Below are 17516 nucleotides of genomic sequence, written 5' to 3'. Positions count from 1 at the left end.
ATCAAATGACCAATTTGTCTAGTTTGTCCCGCACATACCGCGGCTCGCGGATGGTTGATCAGCCCTTTCGCAGCCTCCAGGTCCGAATCTCGAAGGGCATGATGTCGGCGGGGCCTTTACGCTCCATAGGCTCTTCGAGAATGTTGAGCGGCTGCGACGCCGCCCATCCGGAAGGCAGGGCGAGGGAAAGTCGGCCACGCCGGCCGGCCGGTTCATAAAGGCGCAGGATCAGGCCTTCGCCCTCCTCCGCCGGCTTCAGGCCCGAAAATGCGACCGGAGTGCCCTCGACGTCAAGCGGCGCGAAATTGCCGGCGGAAAGGCCTTTTGCCTCGGCCGTCACCAGCGGCTGGTTGAGATCGAGCGCCTCGTCGAGGACGCCGCCTTCATGCCAGGCGCCCTCATGCGGCATCAGCGCGTAGGTGAAGCTCTGCTCGCCTTCGTCGGCGAGCGGATCGGGATAAATCGGCCCGCGCACCAGGCTCATGCCGATCACATTGGCGCGGGCGCTGTGGCCGTATTTGGCATTGTTGAGGAGTGCCACGCCGAAGCCGGGCTCGCTGAGATCGACGAAGCGATGGGCGGCGGCCTCAAACATCGCCTGCTCCCAGGAGGTATTCGTGTGTGTCGCCCGCTCGACCACGCCGAAGGCGCATTCGAAGGTCGCCTTGCGAGCCTGCACGTCGACCGGGTTCAGCGTGCGCAGCAGGGTGCGGCGGTCGTGCCAGTCGATGGTCGTTTCGATGTCGAGCCGTTTAGCGTTGGCGGTCAGCACATAAGTCTGCGTGACGCTCGAATTGCGGTAGCGGTGGACGACGCGGATCGCCGCGCGGTGCGGGCCGCTTTCGACGAGGCCGATGCTTTCGGGCGCTTCGAGCCGGACGCCCTTTTCGGCATAATCGGCGTCGACATCCCAGGCATCCCAGTTGCGCGGCTTATCGGCCGGATAGACCCAGAGCTGGTTGGCGGAGCCATCGACCGCTTCGCGGCCGCTCGCCTTGTGGATGAGGCTGGCAACGGCTCCATCGTTGCCGATGACCACCGAGAGATGATCGTTTTCCAGGCGATCGGAGCCGGCCTTCAGCCCACCCGCCGGCTTCAGCGCCTGCCTGTCGAAGACTGCGACCGATAAGGGAGCGACGATATCGGCGGCCGAAAGTACCGTGCCGTCGGCAAGCGTGGCGCTCACCGGCCGCGGCGCAAGCGAGGGATTGACGAAAATGAGGGCATCAGCGACCCCGCCCTTCGGCAAATTGGCCGAAAGGGTCTGCAAAGCCTTGGCCTGCTCGGCCTTGGCGTGGTCGATGACGCCGCCGAGTTCCTGCTCCGCATCCTGATAGACTTCGCGGATGCTCGAACCCGGCAGGATGTCGTGGAACTCGTTCTTCAACACCACGCGCCAATCCGCCTCGAGGCTTTTCGGCTTTTCTGCCCCGAGCATATGGGCGAGCGAAGCGAGGGTCTCGGCGGTGATCAGCGCGCGTTCGGCCTGGCGGTGCTTGCGCTTGACCCCGCTTTGTGTCGTCAGCGTCGCGCGATGCAGTTCGAGATAGATTTCGCCGTCCCAGACGGGGAGCTTCTTCTCCGATGCGCTGCGATGCGCCTGCTCGTAGAAGCCCTTGACCGTGCCCCAGCGCGCTTGCGGAATGGCGGGAAAGTCGCGCAGCTGCACTTCGCGCTCCACCATTTCAGGCGTCACCCCGCCGCCGCCGTCGCCATAGCCGACGGCGAGAAGCGAGGCGTGATGCTGCGCCTTGCCGCGGAAATTCTTCCACGTCGGCAGGTAGCAATCGGGTTGCACGAAGCCGTTGTAGCCCTGCATCGGATTGTCGAAGGTGTGGGTCAGCACCTGGCTGCCGTCGAGGCCCTTCCACCAGAAGAGATCGGAGGGGATGTGGTTGGTCTCGCTCCAATTGACCTTGATGGTGAAGAAGCTGTCGATGCCGCCCTGCCTCAAGATCTGCGGCAGCGCGCCGGAGAAGCCGAAGCAATCCGGCAGCCAGCAGACCGTGTGGCGCGCGCCGAAGGTTTTTTCGAAATAACGCTGACCGTAGAGCACCTGGCGCACGAGGCTTTCGCCGGTCGGCATGTTGGTATCGGGCTCGACCCACATGCCGCCGACGGTTTCCCACTTTCCTTCCGCGACCTTCTTCTTGATGCGCTCTAGAAGCTCGGGATCCTCCTCTTCCATCTGCGCGTAATAATGGGCGGTCGACTGGTTGAAGCGGAAATCCTCGGAGCGTTCCATCAGCGAAAGCGCCGTATTGAAGGTGCGCCGCATCTTCCGCCGCGTCTCGCGGTAGGGCCAGAGCCAGGCGAGATCGATGTGCGCGTGGCCCGTCAGCACCAGTTCTCCATTCGGGGGGAAGCGCTGCTGCAGCTCCTTCAACCGCACCGTCAGGACCTCGAAGGCAGCGGCGGCCGAAGCGCTCTGCTCGTCGGTGAGGCCGGCCGGATCGGAAACAAGCTCCGGCAGTTCCCAGATCTTCTGCTGCATGACGGCGACCGACGTGCGGGAAATGTAGGCCGCTGTATCCGACGGCCAGTCGAGGCTGCGCAAGGCCTGCTCCGCGGCGCCGACCAGATGCGGCACGACCTCATGCTCGCCGAGCACGCCGACCGCCTCGGCGATCTGCTTCAGGAGAAGATGCAGGCGGTGAACGGGACCGTCGAGCCAGATCAGACGGGCTTTGTTGAGCCGCGGCGCCCGGTTCGGCTCGCCGAAAGGAAAGCGGGCGACGCTTTCCGCCGCGATCGAAAAGCGTCGGTCCTTCACCGGGAATTCCTGGTGATAGGGATCGAGGCCGAATGTTTCGCTTTCAGCGTCGGGATAGCTGAGCGTAATCAGGCTCTCACCGCCGAGATCGAGCTGCAGGCGGATATCTTCGAGCGGCCAGCTCCGCGGCGCTTCAGCACTCGCAGCAAAATGCACCACGCCCTGACGATGCGGCCAGTCCTGCTGATGGGCGATCGGCTCGCCCTCGAAGGTCCAGCCATCGATCGGGCTGCTATACCGGTCCCGCCAATGCGCGAGCTCGGCGATACGGACCTTCAGACTATCGAGGCGTTGGGCGATGGTGAGCGGCATGGCTTATCCTGTTGAAAAATCGGCGGCGCGCGATCGGGAATCCTGGCTTTGGGAGACGAAGATGATGCGATAGGGATCGCGAATGCCGGCCCCCTCCTCCCAGCGGGATCCTGCCGATGCTTAGATTAAGTAACTTTGATTTGGCGTCAAGCCGCAAAACATCTTCCTGAGATCGCCTAGCTGCTGGTCCAGCGGAACTCTTTGACTGGGGCGGTGTTCAGGAGCCGGAATGTCTGCCCGTCCGATCAGACGAAGCTAGATCAGACATGGTGAGGGAGTCTCCCGCCTAAGCTGGTGCACCCGACGAGACCCCCAGCAATATTCAATCTCGACGTCAGAGAGCTGCGGAAACATGCTCACCATCAGTTGGCGCAGGCGCAATGTCCACCACGCGATCATGCGCAGGAACGCATCGAGCCATGAAATCGGTTGGAATGTGACTCGGAGGTCAGTGCACGATATCCCAGCTCGCCAGTGAAGGATTCAACATCTTTCCACTCCTATAATCTAGGACGCGGCGGCCCGACGCATTTTGATTGAAAACTGGCTGCCCGGACGCAACGCCAGTGGAGCTCGCGTCCGGGTCAGAGGCCTGCTTTGAGGCGTTGGGGCTCTCGCCGTGTCACGACAATATTCATGATAAGTTGTACATGGGGATTGAATCGTGGAATCAAGCTCGGCCCCGGAATGCCTTGGCCCCGCCATAGCATTCTGACAGATTACTCAGCGAATCCGGCGGGCTGCTTCTCTTTGCCGCCTATCGCATCGAAGTTCGACGGCGACTTCTAAGGCGCACCTCTCGTCCGCCTCTGCATCATCGTGTCGGCTGCTTCTCGACGAATCTTGGTATCCATAGAGACAAATGGCCGCTGCCAGCAGCATGAGTATCATTCCCAACATCCCCGCCGCAGACAAGGCCTCGCCAGCGATCATAGCGCCGACGGCTACAGCAACGATGGGCGACACAAACGCAAAGCTGCCCGCCCGGGCGGGCCCGATGTCACGAATAAGCTGAAGATAGATGCTGTAACCGATCAGCGATCCGAAGAGGACGAGGAACAGCCAACTCGCGACTGCCTGCCAGTTCCACAGTGTCTGCAGACTTGCGGTTGCTTCGGGCTCGAAAACCAGTGAACTCAAAAACAGGCCTCCACCTCCGATGAGTGTCGTGCAGCCGGATATGAAGGTGCTGCCGTAACGGGCGATTAGCGGCCTGGCCAAGACAGATCCCCAGGCCGACGATACTGCACTCCAGCTGATCGCAAGAAGTCCAACAATGCCGGCGGTGCCGGAGAGGCTGGTAAATTCGAGTGTGGGTGAAAACAGGAATGACAGGCCGATCATGCCGATGATCATCGCAAAAGCTCGGGCGCCACTCCATCGTTCCTCCCCCAGCAATATTCCGAATCCGAGCAGAGCCAAGGGCGTAAGCGACATTTCGATCACGGCAGCTGTCCCGGATGCAACGAGCTGCATACCCCAAAACAGCGGACCGTAGCAGAGTGTGATCATCAACAGGCTTGCAATGACAAGCCTGATCAAATCTTCACCGGCCGCAAACGATATGCGACAGGACCGCAGCGACCAGCCTGAGAGCAGAAGGCCGGCGCAAAGAAACCTTGTCGCCGCGAACATCATCGGCGGCACGGTTTCGATACCGGTCTTGACGGCGATCCACGTCAGACCCCAGACGAGGCAAAGAATAAGGAACTTGATCACGTTCTTGCGAGGAGACATAGAGAGGCCCTTGCTCTGTAACGAATAAACTTTATTTATATCGTTACAATCTGGCGACCTGCTTTTTGTTCCGCACCATGGCCTCATCAATATTCGACATGCGTCTGAGCGGCGGCCATCCTGCCCTTGAACTGGTAAACACCCTCGACAGCCGCCGCGGCCGTTGGGGGCCCGATTTCCTGCGGTCGTTCGATGACGTGCTGGCGTTCGTTGAAAGGCTTCAGCTCATCGATGCAAGGGGATTGGCAAGTTTGAGGGAACGCGCGGCGGTCGATTCCGGCAAGGCAGAAGACGCCCTGGCGCGTTTGATAGAGCTGCGAGAAGCCATATACTCCCTGTTCCTTGCCGAGGATACCGATACACCTTATCCCCACCGAGCATTGAGCACAGTGGCAGAAATCGCCAGAGTTGGCCGCGCAAGACAGACCCTGATAAAGGCTAATCAGAACTTCGTCTGGACATTCCCCTTTAACGATCCGGCCGATATTGTTCACCTATTCGCGGTCAGTGCTACCGATCTATTGACCAGCCGGAGCGATCGCCGTCGCGTGCGTGAGTGCAAGGGCGATAATTGCGGCTGGCTCTTCCTTGATCGTTCAAAGGGTGGCCGGCGGCGATGGTGCTCGGAGGCAAGTTGCGGGGTACACAGCCGAGTGAAGCGTTTTCGCGCACACGGCGACGACCGTTGATGATGGCGGTGAGTTCATCAGTATAGGAAGCCTTGAGCGCCCCGGAGATCGGCAGATTGACGGAGGCGCGAGTGATAAGAATTGAGCTAGCACCAGGAATATGCTGCGGCGACTTCCCCCAACGCGTTCGAGCATATTGAGCTCCCGTTCGGCCGGCCGACGGCGGTATCCTTGGTTCCATGGCGGTAGGCAGGCAAACGCCTTCTCACCGCCACTCTCCGGTTCCACGGCGTCGGGCCGGCGACCGCGAAGAAGATGTCAAACTCGGGATCGAGACGGTGCTGCTCTCAAGGCAGGCGCGATCTGATACTTCCGGCATAATTGGTCTGGTTTAGGAAATCGTGCGAAAAGGCTAAACAAGTATACTTTGGCATAATGGCGAGGGTGCTCCAGGCAGAGTTACTGTTGCAACGGCCCTAAAAGAAACGCCCTCCCATCACGGGCCGACTTGCCGCGCCGGCGTTTTGCTTGACCGCGAGACCTTCACCCCTGCCGGCGCGGCGCCTCTTAAAGCATGAAACCGCATTGCCGTAGCTTTGCTCTTCGCGGAATTGCCTTAGCGACATGCACTTGAACCTCACTCGGAGGAAGATCAGCAGAGATGCGACCGCCTCAATAATCCGGAGCATAGGTTCGTTGACATGAGAGGAAAGTCGGTGAAGCTTGATTGGATCTGCGATGCCTGCACCTCAGGTGGTATGCGGGCAGCATCGAAGCGAGCGGTGTGCCATGGACGACACGGTCAAAGATGCGCAGAATACCAGGAAGAACATGTTCGGACGGAAGCGCGCTCTCGCTTCCATCGGCCAGCAGACTTCGACTGACCTTCGGTACCACCAGCCACAATCCTCCTGGAGTGACGGCGATCGCATCTTTACACGAGAGCTGATCCGGAGCGGCAACGGCGCATCAAAAGCCGTTCTGAAGGTGCAGCTTGCAGCCGAACATCCCAATCGAACCAGCCTCGACAGACTGGCCCACGAGTATCGCCTGAAAGACGAACTCGACCGGGAGTGGGCAGCCAAACCGCTGGATTTCACCACGGAAAATGGTCGTGGCGTGCTCGTCCTCGAAGATTGCGGCGGCGTGCCCCTCCCGCAGTTGATGGGACGGCACAGCCATGGCATGGCAGGCGAACTCACTGTCTTTCTGCGCCTTGCCAGAGGCATTGCGGCGGCAGTCGGCAAGGCTCACGGATGCGGCCTCATTCACAGGGACATCAAGCCGGCGAATATACTGGCGGACGAGGCGGATGGACGGGTTCGTCTCACGGGCTTCGGAGTGGCATCGCATCTTTCTCGTGAGCGCCAGGCCGCCGAGCCCCCTGAGGTCATTGCTGGCAGCCTCGCATATATGTCGCCCGAACAGACCGGCCGCATGAACCGATCGGTTGACTCGCGTAGTGACCTCTACGCCGTCGGCATCACGCTCTACGAAATGATCACCGGCCAGTTGCCGTTCACTACTTCGGAGCCGATGGAATGGGTGCACTGCCACGTTGCCAGGCGGCCGGTGCCGCCGTCCGAGCGTGTAAGAGAGCTACCAGGCGTTATCTCGGCAATCGTGATGAAGCTCCTCGCCAAGAACGCAGAGGAACGCTACCAGACGGCCGCCGGGCTAGAGGCTGATCTGCGACGTGCCCTCGTCGAGAGCGAGAAGTATGGACGGATCGCAGATTTTCCGCTCGGGACGCGCGATATGCCGGACAGACTGGTGATCCCCGAGCGGCCCTACGGTCGCGAACGCGAGATCGCCGCCCTGACCTCCGCATTCGACCGCGCCGTGGCGGGCGCTGGTCCGACGCTGGTGCTGGTTTCGGGTCATGCCGGCGTGGGCAAATCAATGGTCGTGAATGAGCTCCACCGCGCGCTCGTGCCGTCACGTGGGCTGTTTGCTTCCGGCAAATTCGACCAGAACCAGCGTCACATTCCTTATGCGAGCCTAGCGCAGGCCCTGCAAGGCCTCGTCCGGGTGCTGCTGGGCAAGAGTGAAGCGGAACTCGCGCCATGGCGCGCTGCTTTAACCGCAGAGCTGGGCGCGGGCGGTCGGCTGCTGGTAACGCTCATTCCGGAACTTGAATCTCTCATCGGCCGGCTTCCGGCGGTTGCGGATCTGCCGCCTCAGGATGCCAAACGCCGCTTCCATTTGAACATCAGGCGCCTGCTGCGCGTGTTTGCCACAGCAGAACATCCGCTTACGCTGTTTCTGGACGATCTCCAATGGTTGGACGCAGCAACGCTCGATCTGCTTGAAGATTTGTGCACCCAGCAGGATATGCGTCACCTGCTGCTCATTGGCGCCTATCGCGACAACGAAGTATCGTCCACCCATCCGCTGATCCGCCGGCTGACAGCGATCCGGGAGGCCGGTGGCCAAGTGCATGAAATCGTACTGACACCGCTCAGGCTGGAAAATCTGACCCGGATGCTGGCCGACGCTCTTCATTGCGGAAGCAAGCGTGTCCAGCCGCTTGCGCGGCTAGTGCACAAGAAGAGCGGAGGCAATCCCTTCTTCGCGCTCCAGTTCCTGAGCACGTTGCCGGACGAAGGCCTGCTCGAATTCAATCAGGAACAGGCGCACTGGGATTGGGATCTCGATCGCATAAGAGCGAAAGGCTATACCGATAACGTCGTGGATCTTATGCTAAGCAAGCTGCGGCGCCTGCCCGATACCACACAGGCTGCCCTGAACATGCTGGCGTGTCTCGGCAGTCACGCGGCGGTTGATACCCTGGCTCTGATCAGGAGCGAAAATCACGACGCGGTTCATGCAGCCTTTTGGGCCGCGGCGCGGGCCGGACTCGTGCTGCTTGAAGAGGGGTCATCTTACCGCTTCCTGCATGATCGTGTTCAGGAGGCCGCGTATGGGCTGATCCCTGAAGATGAGCGGGCGGCAGCACATCTTTTCATTGGCCGCCTCCTGCTGAAGCATAGACCGCCGCAGGCACTCGAGGAGAATATTTTCGAGATTGTCGGCCAACTCAACTGCGGCGGCGCGCTCATCGCGCCCGGTGAAGAGCGCGAGCGTCTCGCGGACTTGAACCTTCTTGCCACTCGCCGCGCCAAGGCGTCGGCTGCATACGAATCGGCGCTGGCTTATGCCGGCACGGGTGCGGCCTACCTGCCACACGATGCCTGGGAGCGCCGATACGAACTCGCTTTCGCCCTCGAACTCCACAGGGCCGAATGCGAATTCTTGACGGGGGCACCGGCGGAGGCGCAGGCCCGCCTCGCGGAATTGGCAAGCCGAGCCACCAGCCTCGCCGATCTGGCCCGCGTCACGCGCCTGCGCGTCGACCTTTTCATGAGCCTGGGTCGGAGCGATCAGGCCATCATATTCGGCCTCGATTACCTGCGCCGGGTCGGCATTTCGTGGTCGTCCCACCCGACCAGGAGCCAAGTGCGCCAGGAATACGCGCGGCTTTGGCGACAACTCGGGGGCCGCCCTATCGAAGCGCTGCTTAACTCGCCCCCTATGGCGGACTCCTGTCGCGCTCGCGACCATGGACGTTCTGACTTCACTTGTTACTCCGGCCCTGTTTACCAACGAGAATCTGCGCTGCCTCGTTATCGGGCGAATGGGCAACATCAGCCTCAAGCACGGCAACAGCGACACATCGCCTTATGCCTTCACTGCTGTGGGCACGGTGCTCGGGCCCTATTTTGGCAACTATGAAGCCGGTTTTCGGTTCGGTCTGCTCGGACTGGACCTGACGGAACAGCCTGGAATGGAACGCCTGAAGGCACGAGTCTACCTCGCCTTCGGTAACCTTGCGAAATCATCGTCGCGTCATGTCCGCACCGGCCGTGCGCTTGCGCAGCGCGTATTCGAAACGGCGCAGCAGGTCGGCGATCTCACCTACGCCGTCTTAAGCCGGAACAACCTTGTGACCTATCTTCTGGCCGCTGGCGAGCCCCTCTCGCAGGTTCAGCGCGATGCGGAAGCCGGCCTGGACTTCGCGCGTCAGGCCGGCTTCGGCGTCGCCGTCGGTTTCATCAGCGGGCAGCTCCAACTCATCCGAACGCTTCGCGGGCTGACGCCGATCTTCGGATGCTTCAACGATGAAGGGTTCGACGAGCAGCAATTCGAACTTAAGACCGACGGCAAGCCGGGCAGTTGCCTGTACTGGATCCGCAAGCTACAGGCATGTGTATTTGCCGGGGATACCCTCACAGCACTTTCGGCAGCGGCGAAAGCAGAAAGCCTCCTCTGGATGACTCCGGCCATTTTCGAGCGGGCGGAATATCACTTTTACACCGGCCTTTCATTGGCCTCTGCTTTGCAAGGATCGACGACTGAAACAGCTCTTTATCGCAAGGCCCTACGCGCTCATCGCCGGCAGCTCGACACTTGGGCCGCGCACAGCCCGGAGAATTTCGCAAGCCGCGCAACATTGCTCGGCGCAGAGATCGCCCGCTTGGGAAGCCGTGAGTTGCAAGCCGAGCGCCTCTATGAACAGGCGATCCAGTTGGCGCGTGCGCATGCGCTCCCACACGACGAAGCGATCGCGTATGAGCGCGCCTCCGCCTTTTACCGGGCGCGCGGCTTTGATCAGATTGCTCGCCTGTATCTTGAAAGCGCCCGTCGCTGTTATCTCAGTTGGGGAGCCGACGGCAAGGTCCGGCAGCTCGAAGAAGCCTATCCCCAACTGCGGGATGGGCAAACGGCACCGGCTGCAACAAGCACGATCGAAGCGCCGCTCGAGCATCTCGACCTCGCCACCGTTATCAAGGTGTCGCAAGCAGTCTCCAGCGAAATCGTCGTCGAGAAGCTGATCGATACGGTGTTGCGAATGGCCGTCGAGCAGGCGGGAGCCGAACGTGGCCTTCTGATCCTGTCGCGCGGCGGTGAACCGCGGATTGCCGCTGAGGCGACGATCCGCGGCGAAGCGGTCCTCATCGAGTTGCGTAATGAGGCCGTCGCCGGCGTGATGCCGGAATCAGTTCTCAATTACGTCCTGCGTATGCGGGAAATCGTCAGCCTCGACGATGCGTCGGCTGAAAACGCCTTTGCGGCCGATCCCTATATCCGCCATCGTGCGGCCAGATCCATTCTCTGTTTGCCGCTGATCAATCACGCGAAGCTGATCGGTGCGCTGTATCTGGAAAACACTCTGGCGGGCCGTGTCTTCGCGCGGGGGCGCATTCCGGTGTTGAAGCTCATCGCCTCGCAAGCCGCCAGCACGCTCGAAATCACCGGACTTTACCACGACCTGGCAGAGCGTGAAGCGCGAATAGGCCGGCTTGTCGAAGCGAACATCATCGGAATTTTTATCCGGGACATCGAAGGTCGGATAATCGAGGCCAACGAGGCGTTCCTGCAAATGGTGGGCTACAGCCGTGCCGAACTCTTGGCGGGTCAGCTCCTCGATAAAGAGCTGACACCGCCGGAATGGCGCGAGCGTGACGCCGAGGCCGAGGCCGAGCTCAAAGTGACCGGCAGCGTCCGCCCCTTTGAAAAGGTGTACCAGCGAAAGGACGGCGGTCACGTACCCGTGATGATCGGTGAGGCAAGTTTCGAGGGGGCCGGGAGCCAGGCCGTGGCCTTCGTGCTCGACCTGTCCGAGAGCAAGCGAGCAGAGGAGAGGCTGCGAGCAAGCGAAACTCGTTTTCGGACCTTCGTCGACCATGCCACCGATGCCTTTTTCCTCCATACCGACGATCTGACCGTCATAGACGTCAACCGCCAAGCCTGTGAAAGCCTCGGTTACAGCCGGGAGGAATTGATTGGCATGCACCCGCGCGACTTTGACGGAGCTATCGACGAAAAGGCGCTTGCGACATTGGTGGATCGCGTCGACGCAGGACATCCAATGACTTTCGAAACACTCCACCGGCGGAAGGACGGAACAACTTTTCCGGTCGAGGTTCGCGTCGGTAAATTCCGACAGGAAGAGCAATGGTTTCGTCTTTCGCTGGCGCGTGACATCACCGACCGCAGGCAGGCCGAGGATGCCATTCAGCTTGCGCGAGCAGAACTTGCCCATGTAAGCAGGCTGACCACTATGGGGGAACTTGTAGCCTCCATCGCCCACGAGGTCAGACAGCCGCTCACCGGGCTGGTCAGCAGCGGCAATGCCTGCCTTCGCTATCTCGACGCGGATCCCCGTGACATCGTCTCCGCCCGTCGCGCGATCGAGCGCATGATCAGCGACGCTTTTCGTGCATCCGAGGTCATCGACCGGATTCGCGCAATGGCGAAGAAATCACCCGAACGCAGGGATCGGCTGAACATCAACGATATCGTGTCCGAAACGATAGCCCTGGTATCCACGGACCTCGAACGCAGTGCGGTGTCGCTTCGTACAAACCTCTCCGACGGCTTGCCCCCGATCGTAGGGGACCAGGTGCAAATCCAGCAGGTGATCCTGAACCTTATCATGAACGCCAACGACGCGATGGCAGCGATGCCAAAAGGAGCGCGCGAACTCATCGTAAGCACTGAAAAGGCAGCACCCAATGCCGTTTTGGTGGCAGTCCGCGATAGCGGCCCTATCCTCGACCCGGCGAAGATCGGCGATATATTCGAGGCGTTCTTCAGTACCAAACCCAAGGGTATGGGCATGGGCCTGACGATCAGCCGTTCGATCATAGAGGCTCACAAAGGCCAACTCTGGGCCACGCCAAACGCGCCCCACGGTGCCATTTTTCAGTTTACATTACCAACCGAGGAGAAATAATTGATCCATGTCCGGGGCGCCGCCTGACCGGCGCAAAACTTGGGGACATGGATGAAGGAGATTGTCTACATCATTGATGACGACGCATCCGTCCGCGAGGGCCTCGGCGATCTCCTGCGCTCGGTTGGACTTGAGGTACTGACATTCGCGTCCAGCCAGGATTTTTTGGATAGTAAGCGCCCCGACGTTCCGGGCTGCATCATTCTCGATGTAAGGCTGCCGGGGCGGAGCGGCCTGGAATTTCAGAGCATGCTCACTTCCCTTGGAATTGAGCTTCCGGTCATTTTTATCAGTGCCCACAGCGACATTCCGATCTCTGTGCGGGCGATGAAAGCCGGCGCTATCGAATTCCTGACAAAGCCGCTGCGCGAGCAGGAATTGCTCGATGCCGCCTATGCCGGGATCGAGCGCGATTGCGCTCGCAGGCAGGAAGTCGCGCTCATTGCCGAGCTTCGGTCCCGCTATGATTCGTTGACGCCGCGCGAGCGCGAGATCATGAACCTGGTGGTCGCGGGCAGCGTCAACAAGCAAATCGCTGCTCAAGTGGGCCTGAGCGAAGTGACCGTCAAGGTTCATCGCGGCCACGTCATGCAAAAGATGCAGGCGAGATCTCTCGTTGACCTGGTCCGGATGGCGGACAGCCTCGGATTGACGACGAAGCCAGCGTGGGTCAAGTAGGCTCACGTATCTAGACCAAAGTATCGGGCGTCTGCCACCGGTGGATAGTCGGGGCGCCAATTCGGCTGGTCGCTTATCTCATTCGGCAATACGTTCCGAAGGCCGTCGGCTCTATCCTCTTTCCAGCTGAAAAAACATACAGCGACAGGACGGACGTTATCGCGTCTCGTTGCAAGAATCTGCGTCGGGTCCGCGCCTCCCTACCATTGGACGGACGTGATCGATGTTGATGCAACGCGAGTAACCGAAAGACCGAGGAAAGGTATCATCCATGCAAAACCAGAGATATGCCCTGCAGAAGAACCTCAACATCTACTGGACGATAATCGATACGGTTTCAGACCGGAAAGCTCTCGTCCACGGCTTCGTTATGGACATGCTTACCGCCGATGAGGGCGAAGAACTGGTCAACATGCTGAACCGTGCAGAATCCCACGCTATCCTCGCGCCTGCCCACGGGGAGCACCGCGATCGAAGACGACAATAACTGTTCGATCGCCATCTAGCCTACCGCTCGTCCTATAGACTGTGACGAGAAGACGATAGAAGGCGCTGACACTCTAGAGGGCATCAGCGGTGGTCGGAATAAAACCCCAAAAGCATGTGCAGCTATGCTCGACGATCATTGGCCTGAGGGAGAAGGTTCGCGCCGATAAAGCAGTTGGTTGCCGATTGAGCAGCATAGAACCGCCGAATTCATGCGCACGATAGCGGCATCCCGCGAGATCTGCGGAGGCGCTGGCGAGCAGGCCGTCGTCAGCAAAGGCGCGCAACAGCTAGAAATGGAGCCGAAGGCAATCGCCATGAAGCGGACTGGAGCGGAAGCTGACAGCCAGCCGGCTAAGCGGATCTCGATCGCCTTTCCGCATTGGAGATGCGTGCCGTGTAGGCTGGCAGGCAAGGTCGCGGCGTCGTTGGCGACAACCAGATCGCCAGGATCGAATAACGTCCCTAGGTGAGCCCGCGGCAGGTCGCGCATCGTGCCGTCCGCCCCAACGGCGAACAGCCTGGCCGATTGCCGATCGAGGCGATCAGCGGCGATCACGACCGGGCTCCAGCGGTAAGCGCAGCGTGAGCCGACAACGCCTCGATCATCGTTTCGAGGATCTCGGCAGCGGCCAGTTCCGGGTCTTTCAAGCTCGAAGGATCGGCGTCCGGGAGCGCCAACGCGTGCAGCCGGGTGTCCATATCGACCTGTGCGCCTCGCTGACGGCCTCGACGGTGACACTGCGGGGCATTTTGGTTCTGAGATATCGGGAGAGGGAATTGCCCGCAAGGCTGCGGGGCTTTTTCGTTAACTAATTAGCAACCAGATTGCATCTTGCGGTTGGTATGCTCGTTTGCTCAGGGGTATATATTAATCTCCTAAATTGCATCACAGATGGACCGGTGTTCAATGATGGACAAAATCTCTGTCTATACGACAACTCCGTGCACGGTTCATAGCTGGTTAATCCACACTCCGAACAAGACCTTCGATTCTCTCAGGCAAGCTATAGAATATGCGAGTGAGCACGCTGACCAGCTCGACGCCCTAGAGGTCTTTGTTCACGGCAACAACAAATCTTATGACATTATTTCTGGTGATGAGCTTGCATTGCTGATCGCGCGGGTTTGCAGCCGCGCTTGAGGATTCATTTCGACCGAACGGCAATGCGATATGCTATAATCTTCGACCGTGAGAGATGGCTTTATCAAACATCAAACAGGGGCGAAGATGGGTTTGGGTGATCGAGAAAAACCGGCTACCGCCGAGCCTGCATCGCCTGCTTATGATGCGGCGGCCTTTCTTGCGGCCATTATCGAATCGTCAGACGATGCCATTGTCAGCAAGAGCTTGTCCGGCATTGTCACGACATGGAACAAAGGCGCCGAGAGAATTTTCGGATATACCGCAGACGAGGCAATAGGAAAGCCCATCACCCTTGTTATCCCGGATAATCGCCTCGATGAAGAGCCCGCCATACTTAGCAGAATCCAAGCCGGTGAACGCGTCGATCACTTTGAAACCGTAAGACGCCGCAAAGACGGCGAACTCATCGACATTTCTTTGACGATCTCCCCGATCAGAGACGGCAATGGCAAAATTATCGGAGCATCCAAGATTGCCCGCGACGTCTCGGAGCGGAGACGGGCAGCCGAACACCGAGAACTGCTCCTCCGGGAAATGCATCACCGCGTAAAAAACCTGTTCGCGATCATCAGCAGCATTATCACTCTCGGTGCCCGGACCGCATCAAGCTCGGACGATCTCGCCGCCAGCACCCAAGAGAGGCTCATGGCTCTGGCCCGAGCGCACGAGATAACGCTGCCAAGTCTAACCGAACAGGCCGTCGAGGTTCAGTCAGCCACGCTGTTTCAGCTTCTCTCGAATGTCCTTGCACCTTATGGTAACCGGCAATGGACGCTGAGCGGCGGGGACGTCGAGGTAGGTCCAGCGAAGATCAGCTCTCTGGCGCTGTTGTTTCACGAGTTCGCGACGAACGCGGCTAAGTACGGCGCGCTCTCTGTCAGCGAGGGTACCGTCCAGATCGCCACTGCAATTTCGCCCGACACAATCGAATTGGTTTGGCTTGAAGCGAACGGACCGTCGATTACGAACCCCACTCAAGCTCCTTCTGGCTTTGGAAGCGTCCTGGAGCAAAGGATAGCACGGAGCCTTAAAATTGATATCCAGCGATCATGGACGCCAGGGGGACTATCCATTCAGCTTTTGCTTCCGCGCCTCGCGATCATGTAATGTGTGGACCGATGCTTGGGCCATGACCAATACTGAATGCCCGTGTCCTAAATTATGTATTTGTCAATAGCATAGTTTATTGCCAAAAAGATAATATTAGGCAAGCTATTTGCGCGACGCACAAGTGGCGCATCAAAACACCCCCTACGTTTCTGCCCCGCGCGCGCGGGGCTTTCTCTCCCACGACCATGCGCTAGTCGTGAACTTTGTTGCGTTACTGCGTTTACAGCTATCTGGATCCGATCTTTCCGTACGCACGCCTTGGCCCCCGCTTCGACGGGGCCCTCTTTTGTCTGGCATCGTACGGGAACAGTAGAGAAAGAATTAGGTTAGCTCACTGGACCGCGCGAGGAAGGTTCTCGCGACGTGCCGTGCGAAGGTAATTCCCAGTTCTCTCGGAGGTGCTTCGCACGGCCGAATGCCGCATGATGGCCGATGGCGGCATTATCCAGTTTCTCACTTCAAACGAAGCGACCTCAAGTTTGTTGAAGGATACCGGCCTCCTTTGCCGCAGCCTCAAACGCAGATCGCGCTTCCGTATCGGGAACAACGCCATGCGCCGCGTCCAGGCATACCTTCCACGCTGTCGCATAGCTCGCGTTTTTCTTGTCGGGCCAGTATTTCTTCAAGAATGCGACCGCCTCTCTAGCGTTCCTGATGACGTGAACACGATCATCTATCTTCAATTGGACGTTCGCGTCCCAGATGCTGATCATGGCGTCCTCCGTGGGCAGGCTTCCTACAACGTATATTAGGAAAGTCTGTTCCAAACGGACGATCCTACCGAAAATTTTAAGGGCGTCATGATCCCTTCTGTCCCACATCACAACTGGCCTCGTCTCGGCGGGGCCTTTGGTCAGCCGTCGCTATTTTCGGGTCGCCCACGCCATTGCCACCGCGCCGAACTTTGTAAGGATGAAGGTGTGCGCCGACGCCCCTATTTCGAGAATACCTGACCCTCCAAGACCCATCAGCTTCCACCTATCCCCCTTCTTTTGTCCGCCAGCGTACGGGAACTGCAGGCAGAGAACTAGATTAGCTCACCGGATCGCGGGAGGAGGGTCACTGCGCAGCGACCAGGCGAGAGTCTGTTTACACGTTTCGGGCCTTCCTCGATCGCTGAGGGCAGCCAAGCGCCGCGCGCCTGTTCTGCCGGACAGAATTGCCGAATAACGCCTTTCACGAACGGAATCGATGGATGAGCGACAGACGCCATGAGTGGATCAGCAAACGGGCCTATGCGATCTGGGAAGAACAGGGCCGCCCTGACGGCCGGGACGGCGAACATTGGCGCCAGGCAGTCGCCGAGCGGGACGCGCTGGAACGCACGCAGGCCTCCGTCGACGGACGCGAGGTGCTGGTGAAGTTCCGTCCGAAGCCGCAACGGCCGGAACTGCCACGCGACGGCTGGCTCACCCCGCCCGCCAAGGCCGGCTGATCCAACGCCCAGCGGCTTGCCTCACCGGTCTCAGATACATTGATCAGCCGCTTTGTTGGCAGCGGAATGCCTTCCTCTTTGCAATCCGCCCACCTAAGAGTCGGGTCGTGCAGCAATTGCCAGTGAAGTGCTCTCCAAGCATGTCTCCGTGCGGCCCGACACTTTCGATGTTTCTCAGGCGTTGTTTTTCGCCAGTGACGCAATGATGGCATCGAGCCTTCGGGTGGTCTCCTTCGAAGTCTCACGGTGCTCTTCGCGAAGATCCTTGATACTGGATTCCAGGCGATGGACACGGCCGTCGAGATCGGAGTGGCGGACGTACTCGTCGCGGATCCTGTTCAGTCGTCCCGCCCCCTCGCCTCCAGAGTCATCGGCGCCATCAGGAGGCGCCAAACAGTCAGCGGGTCGGCGCGACAGTTACCCTCGGCACGGAAGCAACTGCGGCCGACATCGTGACGGCGGTCAGCAGC

Annotated in this window: 11 protein-coding genes and 1 pseudogene; 7 read left to right on the top strand and 5 right to left on the bottom strand. The window is 59.6% G+C overall.

Annotation, left to right across the window (positions count from 1 at the left end; genetic code table 11):
* Window positions 1-58 precede the first annotated feature (58 nt).
* Window positions 59-3085, bottom strand: a complete 3027-nt coding sequence (locus tag ACQ7C1_RS02975) for an alpha-mannosidase (protein ID WP_430957263.1) — start codon at window positions 3083-3085, stop codon at window positions 59-61.
* A 723-nt stretch (window positions 3086-3808) separates the two neighbouring features.
* Window positions 3809-4822, bottom strand: coding sequence for a DMT family transporter (locus tag ACQ7C1_RS02970; RefSeq protein WP_430957262.1), 1014 nt, complete (start codon window positions 4820-4822; stop codon window positions 3809-3811).
* Window positions 4823-4887: 65 nt separating this feature from the next.
* On the opposite strand from ACQ7C1_RS02970, the gene ACQ7C1_RS02965 reads away from it, so the two are divergent.
* The 4 genes and pseudogenes from ACQ7C1_RS02965 (at window position 4888) to ACQ7C1_RS02950 (ending at window position 13355) form a co-directional block, all read left to right on the top strand.
* Window positions 4888-5511 (top strand): CGNR zinc finger domain-containing protein, encoded by a 624-nt coding sequence (locus tag ACQ7C1_RS02965; protein ID WP_430957261.1) that lies wholly within the window; start codon window positions 4888-4890, stop codon window positions 5509-5511.
* Between the two features lie 729 nt (window positions 5512-6240).
* Window positions 6241-12190: pseudogene (locus ACQ7C1_RS02960) on the top strand (AAA family ATPase).
* Window positions 12191-12241: 51 nt separating this feature from the next.
* Window positions 12242-12868 (top strand): response regulator transcription factor, encoded by a 627-nt coding sequence (locus ACQ7C1_RS02955; protein ID WP_430957260.1) that lies wholly within the window; start codon window positions 12242-12244, stop codon window positions 12866-12868.
* Window positions 12869-13139: 271 nt separating this feature from the next.
* Window positions 13140-13355: a hypothetical protein gene (locus ACQ7C1_RS02950; RefSeq protein WP_430957259.1), complete on the top strand. Its 216-nt coding sequence runs from the start codon at window positions 13140-13142 to the stop codon at window positions 13353-13355.
* Window positions 13356-13490: 135 nt separating this feature from the next.
* On the opposite strand, the gene ACQ7C1_RS02945 is transcribed toward ACQ7C1_RS02950, so the two are convergent.
* A complete protein-coding gene (locus ACQ7C1_RS02945) occupies window positions 13491-13913 on the bottom strand; it encodes an S-adenosylmethionine:tRNA ribosyltransferase-isomerase (RefSeq protein WP_430957258.1) in 423 nt (140 codons plus the stop codon).
* Window positions 13910-14056 (bottom strand): hypothetical protein, encoded by a 147-nt coding sequence (locus tag ACQ7C1_RS02940; protein WP_430957257.1) that lies wholly within the window; start codon window positions 14054-14056, stop codon window positions 13910-13912. Before ACQ7C1_RS02940 ends, ACQ7C1_RS02945 begins: the two co-directional genes overlap by 4 nt.
* A 208-nt stretch (window positions 14057-14264) precedes the next feature.
* Between ACQ7C1_RS02940 and ACQ7C1_RS02935 the strand changes: the two genes are divergently transcribed.
* Entirely contained in the window at window positions 14265-14498 is a 234-nt protein-coding gene (locus tag ACQ7C1_RS02935) for a hypothetical protein (protein ID WP_246721686.1), read from the top strand.
* 87 nt (window positions 14499-14585) lie between these two features.
* Complete coding sequence (locus ACQ7C1_RS02930) at window positions 14586-15608, top strand: PAS domain S-box protein (protein WP_430957256.1); 1023 nt, start codon at window positions 14586-14588, stop codon at window positions 15606-15608.
* A 476-nt stretch (window positions 15609-16084) separates the two neighbouring features.
* On the opposite strand, the gene ACQ7C1_RS02925 is transcribed toward ACQ7C1_RS02930, so the two are convergent.
* The gene (locus tag ACQ7C1_RS02925; protein WP_097601403.1) at window positions 16085-16324 is read right to left on the bottom strand and encodes a DUF982 domain-containing protein; all 240 of its coding nucleotides are present in this window, start codon (window positions 16322-16324) and stop codon (window positions 16085-16087) included.
* 482 nt (window positions 16325-16806) lie between these two features.
* On the opposite strand from ACQ7C1_RS02925, the gene ACQ7C1_RS02920 reads away from it, so the two are divergent.
* A complete protein-coding gene (locus tag ACQ7C1_RS02920; RefSeq protein ID WP_011426157.1) occupies window positions 16807-17046 on the top strand; it encodes a DUF2934 domain-containing protein in 240 nt (79 codons plus the stop codon).
* The last annotated feature ends 470 nt before the right edge of the window (window positions 17047-17516 follow it).

It is taken from the genome of Rhizobium sp. Nf11,1, from assembly GCF_050587665.1.
GTDB lineage: Bacteria > Pseudomonadota > Alphaproteobacteria > Rhizobiales > Rhizobiaceae > Rhizobium.
The sequence above is the reverse complement of the archived record's forward strand: the minus strand, read 5'-3'. Positions and strand labels throughout refer to the sequence as shown.